Origin of the sequence: Streptomyces sp. NPDC046985, from assembly GCF_040644415.1 — a bacterium.
Lineage (GTDB): Bacteria > Actinomycetota > Actinomycetes > Streptomycetales > Streptomycetaceae > Streptomyces.
The window spans coordinates 32,640-49,918 of sequence record NZ_JBEYWK010000012.1 but is presented as its reverse complement, the minus strand read 5'-3'; the positions used below and the strand labels follow the sequence as shown (position 1 = coordinate 49,918).

At 72.4% G+C, this 17,279-nt stretch carries 17 protein-coding genes and 1 riboswitch; of the genes, 12 read left to right on the top strand and 5 right to left on the bottom strand.

Annotated features, from left to right (window positions below; translation table 11 throughout):
- The first annotated feature begins 128 nt into the window (after positions 1-128).
- Both whiG and ABZ861_RS17110 read left to right on the top strand, forming a co-directional pair.
- Positions 129-971: an RNA polymerase sigma factor WhiG gene (whiG, locus tag ABZ861_RS17115; RefSeq protein WP_361630576.1), complete on the top strand. Its 843-nt coding sequence runs from the start codon at positions 129-131 to the stop codon at positions 969-971.
- 295 nt (positions 972-1,266) lie between these two features.
- Entirely contained in the window at positions 1,267-1,824 is a 558-nt protein-coding gene (locus tag ABZ861_RS17110) for a helix-turn-helix domain-containing protein (protein ID WP_361631032.1), read from the top strand.
- Positions 1,825-2,450: 626 nt separating this feature from the next.
- Here the strand turns inward: ABZ861_RS17110 and ABZ861_RS17105 are convergent.
- Positions 2,451-3,149 carry a M23 family metallopeptidase gene (locus tag ABZ861_RS17105; RefSeq protein ID WP_361630573.1) on the bottom strand — a complete coding sequence of 233 codons (699 nt, stop codon included), beginning with the start codon at positions 3,147-3,149 and terminating at the stop codon, positions 2,451-2,453.
- A 270-nt stretch (positions 3,150-3,419) separates the two neighbouring features.
- Between ABZ861_RS17105 and rpsB the strand changes: the two genes are divergently transcribed.
- From rpsB to ABZ861_RS17080, 5 genes are all read left to right on the top strand, one after another.
- A complete protein-coding gene (gene rpsB / locus ABZ861_RS17100; RefSeq protein WP_361630570.1) occupies positions 3,420-4,412 on the top strand; it encodes a 30S ribosomal protein S2 in 993 nt (330 codons plus the stop codon).
- A 181-nt stretch (positions 4,413-4,593) separates the two neighbouring features.
- On the top strand, positions 4,594-5,430 hold the full coding sequence (tsf, locus tag ABZ861_RS17095) for a translation elongation factor Ts (protein WP_361630567.1): 837 nt from the start codon (positions 4,594-4,596) through the stop codon (positions 5,428-5,430).
- Positions 5,431-5,635: 205 nt separating this feature from the next.
- Positions 5,636-6,394, top strand: a complete 759-nt coding sequence (gene pyrH, locus ABZ861_RS17090; protein ID WP_361630564.1) for a UMP kinase — start codon at positions 5,636-5,638, stop codon at positions 6,392-6,394.
- Between the two features lie 133 nt (positions 6,395-6,527).
- Positions 6,528-7,085 carry a ribosome recycling factor gene (gene frr, locus ABZ861_RS17085; RefSeq protein WP_361630561.1) on the top strand — a complete coding sequence of 186 codons (558 nt, stop codon included), beginning with the start codon at positions 6,528-6,530 and terminating at the stop codon, positions 7,083-7,085.
- The gene (locus tag ABZ861_RS17080) at positions 7,085-8,320 is read left to right on the top strand and encodes a phosphatidate cytidylyltransferase (protein ID WP_361630559.1); all 1,236 of its coding nucleotides are present in this window, start codon (positions 7,085-7,087) and stop codon (positions 8,318-8,320) included. Before frr ends, ABZ861_RS17080 begins: the two co-directional genes overlap by 1 nt.
- 236 nt (positions 8,321-8,556) lie before the next feature.
- Here ABZ861_RS17080 and ABZ861_RS17075 read toward each other — a convergent pair whose 3' ends face one another.
- From ABZ861_RS17075 to ABZ861_RS17065, 3 genes are all read right to left on the bottom strand, one after another.
- Positions 8,557-8,826 carry a hypothetical protein gene (locus tag ABZ861_RS17075; protein WP_361630557.1) on the bottom strand — a complete coding sequence of 90 codons (270 nt, stop codon included), beginning with the start codon at positions 8,824-8,826 and terminating at the stop codon, positions 8,557-8,559.
- A 54-nt stretch (positions 8,827-8,880) separates the two neighbouring features.
- Positions 8,881-9,183 carry a hypothetical protein gene (locus ABZ861_RS17070; protein WP_361630555.1) on the bottom strand — a complete coding sequence of 101 codons (303 nt, stop codon included), beginning with the start codon at positions 9,181-9,183 and terminating at the stop codon, positions 8,881-8,883.
- A 310-nt stretch (positions 9,184-9,493) separates the two neighbouring features.
- A complete protein-coding gene (locus ABZ861_RS17065) occupies positions 9,494-10,471 on the bottom strand; it encodes an aldo/keto reductase (protein WP_361630552.1) in 978 nt (325 codons plus the stop codon).
- A gap of 99 nt (positions 10,472-10,570) precedes the next feature.
- Here ABZ861_RS17065 and ABZ861_RS17060 point away from each other — a divergent pair, with 99 nt between their 5' ends.
- From ABZ861_RS17060 to ABZ861_RS17040, 5 genes are all read left to right on the top strand, one after another.
- Positions 10,571-11,164: a TetR family transcriptional regulator gene (locus ABZ861_RS17060; RefSeq protein WP_361630549.1), complete on the top strand. Its 594-nt coding sequence runs from the start codon at positions 10,571-10,573 to the stop codon at positions 11,162-11,164.
- A gap of 98 nt (positions 11,165-11,262) precedes the next feature.
- Complete coding sequence (gene rlmN, locus ABZ861_RS17055; RefSeq protein ID WP_361630546.1) at positions 11,263-12,369, top strand: 23S rRNA (adenine(2503)-C(2))-methyltransferase RlmN; 1,107 nt, start codon at positions 11,263-11,265, stop codon at positions 12,367-12,369.
- 32 nt (positions 12,370-12,401) lie between these two features.
- Positions 12,402-12,506, top strand: a riboswitch (TPP riboswitch).
- 81 nt (positions 12,507-12,587) lie between these two features.
- Positions 12,588-13,661, top strand: coding sequence for a thiamine ABC transporter substrate-binding protein (locus ABZ861_RS17050; protein ID WP_361630544.1), 1,074 nt, complete (start codon positions 12,588-12,590; stop codon positions 13,659-13,661).
- Positions 13,637-15,313, top strand: coding sequence for an iron ABC transporter permease (locus tag ABZ861_RS17045; RefSeq protein ID WP_361630541.1), 1,677 nt, complete (start codon positions 13,637-13,639; stop codon positions 15,311-15,313). The genes ABZ861_RS17050 and ABZ861_RS17045 overlap by 25 nt, the downstream gene beginning before the upstream one ends.
- Positions 15,313-16,332: an ABC transporter ATP-binding protein gene (locus ABZ861_RS17040; protein WP_361630538.1), complete on the top strand. Its 1,020-nt coding sequence runs from the start codon at positions 15,313-15,315 to the stop codon at positions 16,330-16,332. The genes ABZ861_RS17045 and ABZ861_RS17040 overlap by 1 nt, the downstream gene beginning before the upstream one ends.
- 101 nt (positions 16,333-16,433) lie before the next feature.
- On the opposite strand, the gene ABZ861_RS17035 is transcribed toward ABZ861_RS17040, so the two are convergent.
- Complete coding sequence (locus ABZ861_RS17035; protein ID WP_361631029.1) at positions 16,434-17,129, bottom strand: LAETG motif-containing sortase-dependent surface protein; 696 nt, start codon at positions 17,127-17,129, stop codon at positions 16,434-16,436.
- Positions 17,130-17,279 lie beyond the last annotated feature (150 nt).

The window sequence follows — 17,279 nt, the reverse complement described above, 5'->3', positions numbered from 1 at the left end:
CGACACCTCAGTCACGCTACGCTCACGTGGTTCCGACGCAGCAGCGCCCATCTCCGCCCTCTCTCGCACGTACACCGACAATTCACCCAGGACGCCGCACCCGACGGCAGAACAGCGCAAGGCGACGAATGCCCCAGCACACCTCCGGGTTCGACCGGACGGCGGCCCCGCCCGCCGCCCGCGACGGCGGCAGCGTGCGCCCGCCCGCTCCCTCGACGCTCGACGAGCTGTGGCGGTCGTACAAGGCGACCGGGGACGACCGGCTGCGCGAGCAGTTGATCCTGCACTACTCGCCGCTGGTGAAGTACGTGGCCGGACGGGTGAGCGTCGGGCTGCCGCCCAACGTGGAGCAGGCCGACTTCGTGTCCTCGGGGGTCTTCGGGCTGATCGACGCGATCGAGAAGTTCGACGTCGACCGGGAGATCAAGTTCGAGACGTACGCGATCACCCGGATCCGGGGCGCCATGATCGACGAGCTGCGGGCGCTGGACTGGATCCCGCGCTCCGTGCGGCAGAAGGCGCGCAACGTCGAGCGGGCGTACGCGACGCTGGAGGCCCGGCTGCGGCGTACCCCGTCGGAGGGCGAGGTGGCCGCCGAGATGGGCATCGCGGTGGAGGAGCTGCACGCGGTATTCAGCCAGTTGTCCCTGGCCAACGTGGTGGCGCTGGAGGAGCTGCTGCACGTGGGCGGGGAGGACGGCGACGGCCTGAGCTTCATGGACACGCTGGAGGACACCGCCGCCGACAATCCCGTCGAGGTCGCCGAGGACCGGGAGCTGCGGCGGTTCCTGGCACGGGCGATCAACACGCTGCCCGAGCGCGAGAAGACCGTCGTCACGCTGTACTACTACGAGGGCCTGACCCTCGCCGAGATCGGCAACGTGCTCGGCGTGACCGAGAGCCGGGTCAGCCAGATCCATACCAAGTCCGTGCTCCAGTTGCGCGGAAAGCTGGCGAGCTTCGGCCGCTGACCGGCCCGGCCGCGTCCGCACGGGCTGCAGAGGCGGTCCGCGCAAGGCCGCACGCGGGCCGCACCGGGCTGGGCGCGGGCTGCGCCGCGCTGGGCGCGGGCTGCGCCGCGCTGGGCGCGGGCCGCGCCAGGCCGGAGGCGCGCCGCACGAGGCGGAACGCCGACCGCACCGCGGGCCAGACGTGGGCAGCACCGGCCGGGCCCTGCCCGGACGTGGCCAGCCCGGCACGGACGCGCTCCCGCTCCGAGTAGCGCCTCCGTACAGTGGGGGCGTGCCAAGGATTCGAGCGGCCTCCGTGGCCGAGCACCGGTCGATGCAGCGAGCCGCCCTGCTGGACGTGGCGCGGACCCTGCTGTCCGAGGGCGGGACGGACGCGCTGACCTTCCCGGCCCTGGCCGAGCGGACCGGGCTGGCACGCTCATCGGTGTACGAGTACTTCCGGTCCCGGGCCGCCGTGGTCGAGGAGCTGTGCGAGGTCGACATCCCGGTCTGGGCCGCGGAGGTGGCGGCGGCGATGGCCGCGGCGGGGAGCCCCGAGGCCCAGGTCGAGGCATACGTCCGCACGCAACTGGAGCTGGTCGGCGACCGCCGTCACCGGGCCGTGGTGGCGATCTCCGCGAGCGAGCTGGACGCGGGCGCGCGGGAGAGGATCCGTGCCGCCCACGGCGGCCTCATCACGCTGATCGTCCAGGCTCTGGCGGAACTGGGCCACGACCACCCCCGCCTCGCGGCGATGCTCCTCCAGGGCACGGTGGACGCGGCCGTGCGCAGGATCGAACTGGGCGTGGCGGAGGAACCCTCGGCCATCGCCGAGGCGACGGTGCGGATGGCGCTGCGCGGCGTACAGGGCTGAACCCTTCCGCCCCGCCTCGCCGCGCCGCGCCGAGGACTGAGCCGGGCGGGGCTGAAGCCGGGACGGGCCGTCACCCCGCTGCCGCGCCCCGCCGCCGCCCCGCCGTCCGTGCTGCGCCCCGCCGTGGACGGAGCTGGACAGGAGCTGAAGCCGGGACGGGCCGTCGGCTCGGCAGCGGCCGCCGGGTGCGGAGGTCGCCCGGAGCGGGCGGCGCCGCCATCACCCCGCTGCCGCGCCTCGCCGCTGCCGCGCCGACCTTGCCGCGCCCCGCCGCGGACTGAGCCGGACAGGGGCTGAAGCCAGGCGGGGCTGAAGCCGGGACGGGCCGTCACCCCGCTGCCGCGCCTCGCCGCCGCCCCGCCGTCCGTGCCGCGCCCCGCCGCGGACGGAGCCGGATACGGGGCTGAAGCCAGGCGGGGCTGAAGCCGGGACGCGCCGTTGGCTCGGCGGCCCCCGGGTGCCGCTGCTGCCGGGCGCGGTCGCCACCCGGAGAGCTCGGTCGCCGCCCGGCGCGCCCGGTCGCCGCGCCCCGCCGCCGTCCACTGCCGCCGTCGCTCGGCGCGCCCGGTCGCCGCGCCCCGCCGCCGTCCACTGCCTCCGCCGCGCCAGCCGCCGGCCCGTTCGGGTCATGGCAGGGCGACCTCCAGGACCGGCAGCAGGCGTGGGGGGCCGGTGTTCAGGAGCCATGGGGGGAGCAGGAGCAGGGGGTTCAGGTACTCCTCCCCGCGCAGCAGGCCCCAGTGCAGGCAGCCGTTCCCGCAGTGCGGGCCTGCCGCCTCCAGCACGCCGACGATCTGGCCCGCCGTCACCGCGTCGCCCTCGCCGACCGTGGCCCGCACCGGCTCGTAGGTCGTGCGCAGCGGCGGGTCGCCCGTCCCCGTCAGCTCCACCGAGACCACGCCCCGTCCCGCCACCCGCCCGGCGAAGGACACCCGGCCCGCCGCCACCGCCCGTACCGGCGCCCCCGGCGCGGCGGCCAGGTCCACGCCGCGGTGCCCCGGCCCGTACGCCGACGCCGGAGGCTCCCAGCCGCGCAGCACCCTGGGCCGCACGCCCACCGGCCACGCCCGTGCCACCGCGGGTACCGCTACGCCGTCCGGCGGCGCCGGGGAGGACGCCAGAGACGACGCAGGGGACGCCGCCGGGGAGATCGCAGTGGCCGGCGCGGAGGGGGCGGACGGCGCGCGCGAAGCTCCCGGCGGGGCCGGGCCGCCTCCGGCCGCCCACGCCACCGAGGCCAGCAGGGCGACCGCAGCCCCCGCCGCCGCACCGATCGCCGCCCCGCACCACCGGCCCGCCCACCGCACCGCACGCATCCCAGACATGCGCCCACCGTGCCGCACCCCGTCCGAGTCCGCCGGAGTCTGTGGACAACTCGGAAGTTGTGGACAGCGGCGTCACCCGGGGCCTCCTGGGTCCCGTACACTTCTGGTGGCGACCCGGGTCACCGGGTCGACTTCGCACGCCCCGACATCTCGGCCGGCAACGGCTGGTGTCAGCGCCCCTCGGTCCTTCGCGGCACGGCGCAACGCGGGCGTCAGGCGCGGGAGCCGTCCGGCTTCCGCGGCACAACCGAGAACCCAAGGAGTACGGCCATGGCCGTCGTCACGATGCGGGAGCTGCTGGAGAGCGGCGTCCACTTCGGTCACCAGACCCGCCGTTGGAACCCGAAGATGAAGCGCTTCATCTTCACCGAGCGCAACGGCATCTACATCATCGACCTGCTCCAGTCGCTGTCGTACATCGACCGCGCCTACGAGTTCGTCAAGGAGACCGTCGCCCACGGCGGCACGGTCATGTTCGTCGGCACGAAGAAGCAGGCGCAGGAGGCCATCGCCGAGCAGGCCACCCGCGTCGGCATGCCCTTCGTCAACCAGCGCTGGCTGGGCGGCATGCTCACCAACTTCTCGACCGTCTACAAGCGCCTCCAGCGCCTGAAGGAGCTCGAGCAGATCGACTTCGAGGACGTGGCCGCCTCCGGCCTCACCAAGAAGGAGCTGCTGGTCCTCTCCCGCGAGAAGACCAAGCTCGAGAAGACCCTGGGCGGTATCCGCGAGATGCAGAAGGTGCCCAGCGCCGTCTGGATCGTGGACACCAAGAAGGAGCACATCGCGGTCGGCGAGGCCCGGAAGCTCAACATCCCGGTCGTCGCCATCCTCGACACCAACTGCGACCCCGACGAGGTCGACTACAAGATCCCGGGCAACGACGACGCGATCCGCTCCGTCACCCTGCTCACCCGCGTGATCGCCGACGCCGTCGCCGAGGGCCTCATCTCCCGTTCCGGCGTCAACGCCGGCGACAAGGGCGAGAAGGCCGCGAGCGAGCCGCTGGCCGAGTGGGAGCGCGACCTGCTCGAGGGCGAGAAGAAGTCCGACGAGGCTGCCGAGGCCGTCGAGGCCGCCGCCGAGGCTCCGGCTCCGGACGCTCCGGTCTCCGAGGCCGTCGAGGAGGCCGCCGCCGAGGTCGAGACGACTGAGGCCGAGACCGCCGAGGCCGAGACCGCTGAGGCTGAGACCGCCGAGGTCGAGACCGCTGAGGCCGAGACCGCCGAGGTCAAGGCCGCCGAGGGCGAGCCGCAGGCCTGACCCGTCCGTCAGGCGCCGACGGCGGGAGCGGGCGCATGAAGTCCGCTCCCGCCGTTCACCCGTAGGTCAGCGGCGCGTCGGCGGGACCGGCCCCGAGAGCGGTGGGCTCGACGGGCGGCACGGGTTCCCGCTGACCCCCTGACCTTCGATCTTCCCGACTTCGAGAAAGACTCACAGACTCATGGCGAACTACACCGCCGCCGACGTCAAGAAGCTCCGCGAGCTGACCGGCGCCGGCATGATGGACTGCAAGAAGGCGCTGGACGAGGCCGAGGGCAACGTCGAGAAGGCCGTCGAGGCGCTGCGCATCAAGGGCCAGAAGGGCGTCGCCAAGCGCGAGGGCCGCTCCGCCGAGAACGGCGCCGTGGTCTCCCTCCTCGCGGACGACAACTCCTCCGGCGTCCTCGTCGAGCTGAAGTGCGAGACGGACTTCGTCGCCAAGGGCGACAAGTTCCAGGCCGTCGCGCAGACCATCGCCGAGCACGTCGCCAAGACCTCCCCGGCCGATCTCGACGCCCTGCTCGCCTCCGAGATCGAGGCCGGCAAGACCGTCCAGGCGTTCGTGGACGAGGCCAACGCCAACCTCGGCGAGAAGATCGTCCTGGACCGCTTCGCGCAGTTCTCCGACGGCTTCGTCACCGCCTACATGCACCGCACGATGCCCGACCTGCCGCCGCAGATCGGTGTCCTCGTCGAGCTGGACAAGCCGAACGCCGAGGTCGCCAAGGGCATCGCCCAGCACATCGCCGCCTTCGCGCCGAAGTACCTGTCCCAGGAGGACGTGCCGGCCGACGTCGTCGAGTCCGAGCGCCGCATCGCCGAGGAGACCACCCGCGCCGAGGGCAAGCCCGAGGCCGCGATCGCCAAGATCGTCGATGGTCGTGTGAACGGCTTCTTCAAGGACGCCACGCTGCTCGGCCAGCCGTACGCCCTGGACAACAAGAAGTCGGTCCAGAAGGTCCTGGACGAGGCCGGTGTCACCCTGAAGCGTTTCGCGCGCATCAAGGTCGGCATCTGAGCCTTGCGTCCGTACCGCGCGGACACCCGGCCCGGATAGGGTCGACAGCAGCCGTCCACGTCGCCCGCGCCTGCCGGCCCGCAGGCGGGAGAGACGTACGGCAGCAGATCTGACGAGGAGGCCATTGCCGCTGCATGGGATGCGAAACACGCCCCACCGGCAATGGCCTTCTCGTATGTGCAGCACGCAACAGAGGCGGGATCTCATGACCACCAAGGCCCAGAAGAGCGACGACGGCAACGTGACCGGCCGGTTTCTGCTGAAGCTGTCCGGAGAGGCCTTCTCCGGCGGCGGGGGTCTGGGCGTCGACCCGGACGTGGTCCACGCCATCGCCCGCGAGATCGCGGCCGTGGTGCGGGACGGCGCCGAGATCGCGGTCGTGATCGGCGGCGGCAACTTCTTCCGCGGCGCCGAACTCCAGCAGCGCGGCATGGACCGCGCCCGCTCCGACTACATGGGCATGCTCGGCACGGTGATGAACTGCCTCGCCCTCCAGGACTTCCTGGAGAAGGAGGGCATCGACAGCCGGGTCCAGACCGCCATCACCATGGGCCAGGTCGCCGAGCCGTACATCCCGCTGCGCGCCGTGCGCCACCTGGAGAAGGGCCGCGTGGTCATCTTCGGCGCCGGCATGGGCATGCCGTACTTCTCCACCGACACCACCGCCGCCCAGCGCGCCCTGGAGATCGACGCCGAGGCGCTGCTCATGGGCAAGAACGGCGTGGACGGCGTGTACGACTCCGACCCGAAGGCCAACCCGGACGCGGTGAAGTTCGACTCCCTCGGCTACGGCGAGGTCATCACCCGCGACCTGAAGGTGGCCGACGCGACGGCGATCACGCTGTGCCGCGACAACCGGCTGCCGATCGTCGTCTTCGAACTCCTGAAGGAGGGCAATATCGCCCGAGCCGTCAAGGGTGAGAAGATCGGCACGCTGGTGGGCGAACCGGCGGGCCGGGACTGACCGGAGCCGGGCCAGGGGATGGACAATGTCCTGCCGGTCGGGAACCGTGCAGGAAGAAGACGCGACGCAGCCGGCCGTCGGCCCCGACGAGGAACCGCAGCCGGGCCTACTTCAAGACACGCAGGAGCAAGTGGTGATCGAAGAGACCCTCCTCGAGGCCGAGGAGAAGATGGAGAAGGCCGTCGTGGTCGCCAAGGAGGACTTCGCCGCGATCCGCACCGGCCGTGCGCACCCGGCGATGTTCAACAAGATCGTGGCGGACTACTACGGCGCGCCGACGCCGATCAACCAGCTAGCGTCGTTCTCCGTGCCGGAGCCGCGGATGGCGGTCGTCACCCCGTTCGACAAGACCGCGCTGCGCAACATCGAGCAGGCGATCCGGGACTCCGACCTGGGCGTCAACCCCAGTAACGACGGCAACATCATCCGGGTGGTGTTCCCCGAGCTGACGGAGGAGCGCCGCCGCGACTACATCAAGGTGGCCAAGGGCAAGGGCGAGGACGCCAAGGTGTCCATCCGCTCCGTGCGCCGCAAGGCCAAGGATGCCATCGACAAGCTGATCAAGGACGGCGAGGTCGGCGAGGACGAGGGCCGCCGTGCGGAGAAGGAGCTCGACGACACCACCGCGAAGTACGTCGCGCAGGTGGACGAGCTCCTGAAGCACAAGGAGTCGGAGCTGCTCGAGGTCTGATGAACGACTCTTCCTGGGGAGCGCCGCAGCCAGCCGGGTACGGTGCGCAGGGCGCCCAGCAGACTCGCCCCATGCCTCTCGTGCCCGAGGCGTCCGCACACGGCGCGGACCAGGAGGACGACCGGGGGGCCGCTCCGCTGGGCGGCCCCTCGCTCCACGGTGCGCCCGCGCAGCCGTACGGCATGCCGCAGGCCCAGCCGTACCCCTACGACGCGCAGCCGCAGCCTCCGCTCCACGACCCCGCGTCGTTCCAGGCGGCGCGGCCCCAGCCGCACGCGCAGCCCCATCCGGCGACGCGGCCGCCGCGCCCCCAGCCCCGGCCCTACGACATGCCGCAGCCGCCGCCCGCCCACGGGGCGGCGCCGCAGAATCCGGAGCCCATGCCCGACGCCCCGCAGCAGGCGCCAGCCCCGCAGAAGAAGAGCGCGGGCCGCGACCTGGGCGCCGCGATAGGAGTCGGCGTCGGCCTCGGCGTGGTGATCATCGCCTCGCTGTTCGTCGTCAAGGCCGTGTTCGTCGGCGTGGTCGCCGCCGCGGTGGTGGTCGGCCTGTGGGAGCTGACCAAGCGGCTGGAGGAGCGCAAGGGCGTCCACGCGCCGCTGGCGCCGCTGGCGGTCGGCGGCGCGGCGATGGTGGTCGCCGGCTACGTCCGCGGCGCTGAGGGCGCCTGGGTGGCGATGGCGCTGACCGCGCTCGCGGTCCTGGTCTGGCGGATGACCCAGCCGCCCGAGGGCTACCTGAAGGACGTCACGGCGGGCGTCTTCGCCGCCTTCTACGTGCCGTTCCTGGCCACGTTCGTGGCGATGCTGCTCAGCGCGCACGACGGCCCGTACCGCGTCCTGACGTTCCTGCTGCTCACGGTGGTCAGCGACACCGGCGCGTACGCCGTGGGCTGGCGCTTCGGCAAGCACAAGCTCGCCCCGCGGATCAGTCCCGGCAAGACCCGCGAGGGGCTGCTCGGCGCGATCTCCTTCGCGATGGCGGCCGGGGCGCTGTGCATGCAGTTCATGATCGACGACGGCGTCTGGTGGCAGGGCCTGGTGCTCGGCCTCGCGGTCGCCGTCAGCGCCACCCTCGGCGACCTCGGCGAGTCCATGATCAAGCGGGACCTGGGCATCAAGGACATGGGCACCCTGCTGCCGGGCCACGGCGGCATCATGGACCGCCTGGACTCCCTGCTCCCGACGGCCCCGGTGGTCTGGCTCCTGATGGTCCTCTTCGTCGGCGCGGCCTGACCCGCCTCCGCCGCCGACGCCCAGGCGAGCCCCCCACCGGAAACGGCGGCGGGGCTCGCCCCCGTCCCACCCGCCGAGCGTCCCCCGCCGACCGCCCCCGGCGGCTGCGCGACGGGACGTCGCCTGCGGCAGCCAGGGCACTGACGTGTCGCACGTGTCCCGCGGTCACCGGCTGCTGACAGAAAACGGACCGAGGCCCAAGGCTCGCGCCCCGGGCCTCGTATGCCGCCTCGCCGCTACAGGTGCGGACCGATCAGCAGCACCGTGATCACGGAGACCTCGTTGCCCTGCTCGTCCTTTTCGTTCGGGCCGTACATCCAGTAGACGCGCCAGGCGGAGGCCGTCTGGTTCTCTACGTAGGAGTCCCAGACCTTCTCGTTCGGCAGGTTCGGGAAGTTCTCGTACTGGTGTGAACGCAGGCCGGGGTACCTCGGGTCCCTCTGCAGGCGTCCAAGGGTGCGGCGGACCTTCTTCAGCTTCGAGAGAGTGGCGTTGCCACCTGCCACCAGCCGCTCGAGCGTGGCTTCAGCATCGTCGGAGAAGCGAAGGGTGAACAAAGGCTAGTCCTCAGTGTCGTCCTCCGCGAGGTACTGACTGAAGTCGCCGAGGTCCTTGGTCTTCCCTTCCTTCGCCTGCTGCACTCCGCGACGAACGCGATCGGCTACTTCGTGGTCTGTCCAGACCAGCAGCTCGCGCTCAGGGATGGAGACGACAGGGGTCAGCAAGAGCACGCCGTCGGGGTCTGCCTCTACTCGGTAGCGCCGGCCTGGCTTGGCTCCGGCGCGTCCGAGGGAAACGCGTCCCCGGGCGTCGACTTCGGTCTCTGCTACGACTTCGAACTCCTCGCGCGCGGTGGTCCTCATTGCTGCACTCCTTGGTGTCCGACTTCTCGGCGTTGGTCGGTCAACATCGCGGGAGAGCGCCGAGCCCAGGCGGGATCGCGATACCGGAAGCCTAGCCCAGGTGGGGCAGGTGGGCAATACCCACCTGCCCCGCCTGGGTGATCTGGGGGGCCGTCGGGTGCGGCTGTCCGTAGTCGACATTGGCCATGGTGTGGCCCATCCAGACCGAGGCGCCCAGGTGGGGGAGGCCCCGGCCGCTGACGGCCGCCGGGGCTTGGGGTGGGCGTGTTGGGGAGCTTTCGGTCGGTTCGGAGGTCTGCTTGGGGTGGGGTCAGATCCAGTGGGGGACGTTCTCTTCGGTGTAGCGGGCGCCGAAGCCGCCGGTGGGGAGGATCTCGCGGATCGCGGCGAGGTCGGCCTCGGTGAGGGTGACGTCGGCGGCGTGGGCGTTCTCCTCCACGCGGGCGGCGCTGCGCGTGCCCGGGATCGGGACGACGTGCTCGCCCTGGGCCAGCAGCCAGGCGAGAGCGAGCTGCGAGACGGTGATGCCCTTGGCGGCGGCGAGCTGGGTGAGCAGGGCCACCGCTTCGACGTTCTTCTCGAAGGCGCCGGGCTGCCAGCGCGGGTCGGTGTTGCGCATGTCGGAGGCGTCGTACTGGCCGGCGGGCTTCGCGGCGCCGGTGATGAAGCCGCGGCCGAGAGGGGAGTAGGCGACGAAGCCGATGCCGAGTTCCTCCAGGGTGGGGAAGAGCTGTTCGACGTCGCGCTCGAACAGCGAGTACTCGGTCTGGAGGACCGAGACCGGCTGGACGGCGTGCGCGCGGCGGATGGTCTGCGGGCCGGCCTCGCTGAGCCCGAAGTACTTCACCTTTCCCGCGTCGATCAGCTCCTTGACGGTCCCGGCGACGTCCTCGATCGGCACGGCCGGGTCGACGCGGTGCTGATAGAGGACGTCGATGTGGTCGACGCCCAGGTAGCGCAGGCTGTTGTCGGCGACCTTGCGGATGTTGTCCGGGCGGCTGTCCAGCCCGAAGCCGCGCTCCTCGAAAGTGAAGCCGAACTTGGTGGCCAGGACCACCTCGTCGCGAAAGTCCTTGACGGCCTTGCCGACCAGGATCTCGTTGGACCCGGCGCCCCAGCCGTAGAGCTCGGCGGTGTCGAAGAAGGTGACGCCCAGGTCATGGGCGCGGCGGATGGCGGCGATGCCCGCATCCTCGTCGCCTGGGCCGTAGGCCATGGTCAGGCCCATCGAGCCGTAGCCGATCGCGGAGACGGTCAGGCCCTGGGCGCCTAGTGTCCTGTGCTGCATGAGAAGCTCCCGACGTCAAACCAAACTGTTCGGTTTGAAGTCTAGGCCGACCGCGGCCCTGTGCCAAACCGAACAGTTCGGTCAGGTAGCGTGGGAGGCATGACTCCCCAGGTCCGCACCGACTCGGCCCGCGACCGCATCGTGACCGCGGCCAAGGCCGAGTTCTCCCAGCACGGGATCGCCGGAGCACGCATCGACCGGATCGCCAAGGCCGCCAGGACCAGCAAGGAACGCGTCTACGCCTACTTCCCCAGCAAGGAGGCCCTCTACCGGTTCGTCTCCGCGCAGGAGCTGGCGGCCGTGGCCGAAGCGACCCGCCTGGACCCCGCGGACCTGCCCGGCTACGCAGGCCGCGTCCATGACTACTTCGCCGCCCACCCCGAACGGTTCCGCCTCATGACCTGGGGACAACTGGAGCTCGGCGCCGGCGACTCCCTCCCCGACGACGCCCTCCGGGAGACGGTGGCCCGCAAGGTCCAGCGGGTGCGCGACGCCCAGGAAGCCGGCCGGTTGGACGCCGGCTGGGACCCGGTCGACGTCGTCGTCTTCGTCAGCCAGCTCGCCATGGCCTGGGCCGCCCAGCCCGACCTGCTGCCTCCGCCCGGCGACGGACGCGCCGCGTTCTTGGCCGCGCGCCGAGCCGCCGTCGTCGCCGCCGTCGAGCGCCTCTTCCCCGCGACCACGGGGAACTGACCGCACGCCGGGCACTCGCCCGGCGTCTCGCCTCGGCGACGGGCTTGCGCGCCGACGGCCGCAGGCCACCCCAGTCGATCTGCGACACTGGTACCACCATGCCCAAGCCCGGAGAACTCATTTTCGTCGCCCCGCGCGGAGCCCAGAAGCCGCCGCGGCACCTCGCCGACCTCTCGCCCGCCGAGCGCAAGGAGGCCGTCGCCGCGATCGGGGAGAAGCCGTTTCGCGCCAAGCAGCTCTCGCAGCACTACTTCGCGCGGTACGCGCACGACCCGCAGCAGTGGACCGACATCCCGGCCGGGGCGCGCGGCAGGCTCCAGGAGGCGCTGCTCCCGGAGCTGATGACGGTCGTGCGGCACCTGTCGACCGACGAGGGCGCCACCCGCAAGACGCTGTGGCGGCTGTTCGACGGCACGCTCGTGGAGTCGGTGCTCATGCGCTACCCGGACCGGGTGACCATGTGCATCAGCTCGCAGGCCGGCTGCGGGATGAACTGTCCGTTCTGCGCGACCGGACAGGCCGGACTGGACCGCAACCTGTCGACCGCCGAGATCGTGCACCAGATCGTCGACGGGATGCGGGCGCTGCGCGACGGCGAGGTCCCGGGCGGTCCGGCGCGGCTGTCCAACGTCGTGTTCATGGGCATGGGCGAGCCGCTGGCCAACTACAAGCGCGTGATCGGCGCCGTCCGCGCGCTGACCGACCCCGAGCCCGACGGGCTGGGGCTGTCGCAGCGCGGGATCACCGTCTCCACGGTGGGCCTCGTCCCGGCGATCCACCGGTTCGCCGACGAGGGCCTCAAGTGCCGCCTCGCCATCTCCCTGCACGCGCCGGACGACGAGCTGCGCGACACCCTCGTCCCGGTCAACACGCGCTGGAAGGTGCGGGAGGTGCTGGACGCCGGGTTCGACTACACGGCGAAGTCCGGCCGCCGGCTGTCCATCGAGTACGCGCTGATCCGGGACGTCAACGACCAGGCCTGGCGCGGCGACCGGCTCGGCCGCATGCTCAAGGGCAGGCCGGTGCACGTCAACCTGATCCCGCTCAACCCGACGCCGGGCTCGAAGTGGACCGCCTCGCGGCCCGAGGACGAGAAGGCGTTCGTGGAGGCCGTCGCCGCGCACGGCGTGCCGGTGACCGTCCGGGACACCCGGGGCCAGGACATCGACGGGGCGTGCGGTCAGCTCGCCGCCACCGAGCGGTAGCCGGACGGTACTCTGAGGCCGTACACACCTTCATATTCCGACAGGGGAGCGCCACAGCGCTGAGAGTGCGGCCCGGCCGCAGACCCTCTGAACCTCGCCCAGGTCATTCTGGGTAGGAAGTTCGGTCATCACTCAAGCTGTTGTGCCCTGCCCGGGAACCCGCCGCGGAACCCGGGCAGGGCCGCGTCTCTTCCTGGCCGTCACCCAGGAGGACATCAGTGCATCGCACCACGTTCGTCGCCGCGGCCCTCGGCCTCGGCCTGGTCACGCTGTCCGCGTGCGGGTCGTCCGACGGCCGCGCCGGCGCGGACTCCACGACGGTGACCCTCGTCAGCCACGACTCGTGGGCCGCCTCCAAGAGCGTCATAGCGGCCTTCGAGAAGAGCTCCGGCTACACCGTCAAGGTGCTCAAGGACGGCGACGCGGGCCAGGCCGTCAACAAGGCCATCCTCACCAAGGACGACCCGCAGGGCGACGTCTTCTTCGGCGTCGACAACACCCTGCTCTCCCGCGCCCTCGACAACGGGCTGTTCCAGCCGTACCGGGCGAAGGACGCCGACCTGGTCCAGCCCCAGTACCGGGTCGACGAGGCCCGGCGCCGGGTCACGCCGATCGACACCGGCGACATCTGCGTCAACTACGACAAGAAGTACTTCGCCGACCACCGCCTCGCCCCGCCCGCCTCCTTCGCCGACCTGCTCAAGCCGCAGTACAAGAACCTCCTCGTCACCGAGAACGCCGCCGCCTCCTCGCCCGGCCTCGGCTTCCTGCTCGGCACCGCCGCGCGGTACGGGGACGGAGGCTGGCAGGGCTACTGGAAGAAGCTCAAGGCCAACGGCGTGAAGGTCGTCGACGGCTGGGAGCAGGCGTACGACCAGGAGTTCTCCGGATCCGCCGGAGGCCGCAAGGCGGGAGGCGACCGGCCCCTCGTCGTCTCCTACGCCTCCTCCCCGCCCGCCGAGGTCGTCTACGCCGACCCCCGCCCCAAGACCGCGCCGACCGGGGTGGCCTACGGCACCTGCTTCCGGCAGGTCGAGTACGCGGGACTGCTGAGCAACGCGAAGGACTCCCGGGGCGGGAAGGCGTTCCTCGACTTCCTGCTCACCCGGCGGTTCCAGGAGGACATGCCGCTGAACATGTTCGTCTACCCGGTGCGCCAAGGCGCCCAGACGCCAAAGGAGTTCACCGCCTACGGACCGCAGGCGAAGGACCCCGAGACGCTGGCGCCCGACCGGATCGCCGCCCATCGCGACCAGTGGGTCAAGTCGTGGACCTCGCTCGTACTGAAGTAGCCCGCCCGCGCGCCCGCCGCCGGGGGAACGCGGCGCGGCTCGGCCTGATGGCCGTGCCCGTCGCGTTCTTCGCGGCGTTCTTCGCCTACCCCGTGGCCGCGATCGTCCGGCGCGGCCTCAAGGTCGACGGCGCCTGGCGGCTCGGGCGGATCGCCGACGTGCTGGGGCAGTCCGACATCCGGCACGTGCTGTGGTTCACCGCCTGGCAGGCGGTCGCCTCCACCGCGCTCACCCTGCTGATCGCCCTGCCCGGCGCGTACGTCCTGGCCCGCTACGACTTCCCCGGCCGGCGCCTGCTGCGGGCGCTGGTCACCGTGCCGTTCGTGCTGCCCACCATCGTGGTCGGCGCCGCCTTCCTCGCCCTGCTCGGGCGCGGCGGCCTGCTCGACGAACTGTGGGGCGTGCGCCTGGACACCACCGTGTGGGCCATCCTCCTCGCCCACGTCTTCTTCAACTACGCCGTCGTGGTGCGGACCGTGGGCGGCCTCTGGTCCCAGCTCGACCCGCGGCAGGAGGAGGCCGCGCGGGTGCTCGGCGCCTCGCCGCTGACCGCCTGGCGCAAGGTCACCCTGCCCGCGCTCGCCCCCGCCGTCGCGGCCGCCGCGCTGATGGTGTTCCTGTTCACCTTCACGTCCTTCGGCGTGGTGCAGATCCTGGGCGGCCCCGCCTTCTCGACGCTCGAAGTCGAGATCTACCGGCAGACCTCGGAGGTCTTCGACCTGTCCACGGCGGCGGTCCTCACCCTCGTGCAGTTCGTGGCGGTGGGCGCCGTCCTCGTCGTGCACGCCTGGACCGTACGGCGCCAGGAGAGCGCGCTGCGGCTCGTCGGCGCCGCCGGAGCCGCCCGCCGTCCGCGCGGCGCACGCCAGTGGGCGCTGCTCGCCGGTGTGCTCGCCACCGTCGCCGTGCTCCTGCTGCTGCCGCTCGGCGTGCTGGTGCGCCGCTCGCTCACCGCGCCCGGCTTCGGCTACTACCGGGCGCTGACGAACGCGGACGGCGGCGTCTTCCTCGTCGCCCCGATCGACGCCGTCGGCGTCTCGCTGTCCTACGCCGCCGCGGCCACCGGCATCGCCGTGGTCGTCGGCGCCCTGGCCGCCGCCGCGCTGACCCGGCGGGACGCCGGCCGGATCGTCCGCGGCTTCGACGCGCTGCTGATGCTGCCGCTCGGCGTCTCGGCGGTCACCGTCGGCTTCGGGTTCCTGATCGCGCTGGACGAACCGCCGCTGGACCTGCGCGACTCCTGGATCCTGGTCCCGCTCGCGCAGGCGCTGGTCGGGGCGCCCTTCGTGGTGCGGACCATGCTGCCGGTGCTGCGCGCGGTGGACGCACGGCTGCGGGAGGCGGCGGCCGTGCTCGGCGCGTCGCCCTGGCGGGCGTGGCGGGAGGTCGACCTGCCGCTGGTGCGCCGGGCGCTGCTGATCGCCGCCGGGTTCGCCTTCGCGGTGTCGCTGGGCGAGTTCGGCGCGACCGTGTTCCTCGCGCGGGCCGGCGACCCGACGCTGCCGGTCGCCGTGGCCCGCCTGCTCGCGCGGCCCGGCGACCTCAACTACGGGCAGGCGATGGCCCTGTCGACGATCCTCATGCTGGTGTGCGCCACGGCCCTGCTGCTCCTGGAGCGGCTGCGGGGCACGGACCGAACGGGAGAGTTCTGATGCTGCTGGCTCTGGAGGACGCCACCGTGCGCTTCGGCGGGCGGGCCGCGCTCGACGCCGTCGGCCTCGGCGTCGCCGAGCAGGAGACGGTCTGCGTGCTCGGCCCCAGCGGCAGCGGCAAGTCCACGCTGCTGCGGGCGGTCGCGGGGCTGCAACCGCTGGACGCCGGGCGGGTGCTGCTGGACGGCCGCGACCAGGCGCGGGTGCCCGTGCACCGGCGCGAGGTCGGCCTGATGTTCCAGGACCACCAGCTCTTCCCGCAGCGCGACGTGGCCGGGAACGTCGGCTTCGGGCTGCGGATGCACGGCGTGCCGAGAAGCGAACGGGAAGCCAAAGTAAGAGAGTTGCTGGAGCTGGTCGGGCTGCCGGGGGCCGGCGGGCGGGCCGTGGCCGCGCTGTCCGGCGGTGAGCAGCAGCGGGTCGCGCTCGCCCGCGCCCTGGCGCCCCGCCCCCGGCTGCTGATGCTCGACGAACCCCTCGGCCAGCTCGACCGCTCGCTGCGCGAACGGCTCGTCGTGGAACTGCGGGAGCTGTTCGGGGCGTTGGGCACGACCGTGCTCGCGGTCACCCACGATCAGGGCGAGGCGTTCGCGCTCGCGGACCGGGTGGTGGTGATGCGGGACGGGCGGATCGCCCAGTCCGGTACGCCGCTGGAGGTCTGGCAGCGCCCGGCGGACGCCTTCGTGGCCCGCTTCCTCGGCTTCGAGAACGTCGCTGAGGCCCGCGTCGAGGGCGACGTCGCCCTCACCCCGTGGGGCAAGGTCCCGGCGCCCCGCGGGACGCCGCAGGGCGCGCGCACGCTCCTCGTCCGCCCCGCCGGAGTCCGGCTCGTCCCCGCCGGGGAGGGCCTGCCCTGCCGGGTCGCCGCGCGCACCTTCCGGGGCGCCCACGTCGCCGTGCACCTCCAGCCGCACGACGCACCCCGCCTGGAGGCGGCCTGCCCGCTCCGGTCGGCCCCGGAGGTCGGCGACGAGGTCGGGGTGGCGTTCGATCCGGCGGACGTCGTGGTCCTGGAGTGACCGCACGGCCGCGGAGCGCGGAGGCAACGGCAGCGGCCCGCCCCCGAGTCGGGGACGGGCCGCTGCCGGTCAGCCTGCCGGAGTGCCGGAGTGCCGGAGCGTCAGCGGCCCTGACCGGCGCCGCGACGGCGCAGGCCGAAGAAGACCGCGCCGCCGCCGACGACGACCAGCGCGGCGGCGATGCCGGCGATCAGGCCGGTGTTCGAGCTGGCGCCGGTCTCGGCGAGGTTGGAGTCGCCGACCGCGGGCGACGGCGCGTTGCTCACCGTGCCCGCCGGGGCGGTGCCGCTGCTCTGCGAGGCGGACGGGACCGGCGCCGGGGCGCCGCTCTGCGACGGCGCCGTGGAGGCCGACGGAGTCGGGCTGGCCGGCTTCGTCGGAGTGGCCGGCGCGCTCGGCGTGCTCGTCGCGCAGGCGGTGGACGGGACGGTGAGGCTGGGCTTGACGTCCTCGTCGACCCGGCCGCCGGTGGCCTTGACGTGGACGCGGTAGACGGCGTTCGGCTGCCAGTCCTCGGCGAACGTGACCGAGACGCCCTCCGCGGTGCCCTTGACCGACTTCTCGCCGATCATCTTGGCGTCGGCGCCGTTGTTCTCCAGGAACACCGAGACGGTCGCCTCGGTCCCGGACCTGTCCTTGTCGGTGACGACGATGGCGCCCTTGCCGCCGGTGCACGTGGCTTCGGCGGAGAACTCGCTGATGTTGCAGGCGAGCGCGTTGCCGGCGAAGCCGAGCGCGAACGCGGCGGACGCGGAGGCGACGCCCAGGACGCGAGCGGTTCGACGGGACGGTGATATGGACAAGATGGCCACTTCGCCCTTCACGGGAGGTGCACTTGCGGGGGAGATCAGGGGTGTCGGGGCGGACGCGCACCACGAGAAGTGCGCCGCCCCAGCACCCCCAGGAAGCTCTGGTTCTATAAGCGAGCCGTGAGAAGTGTCAACGCA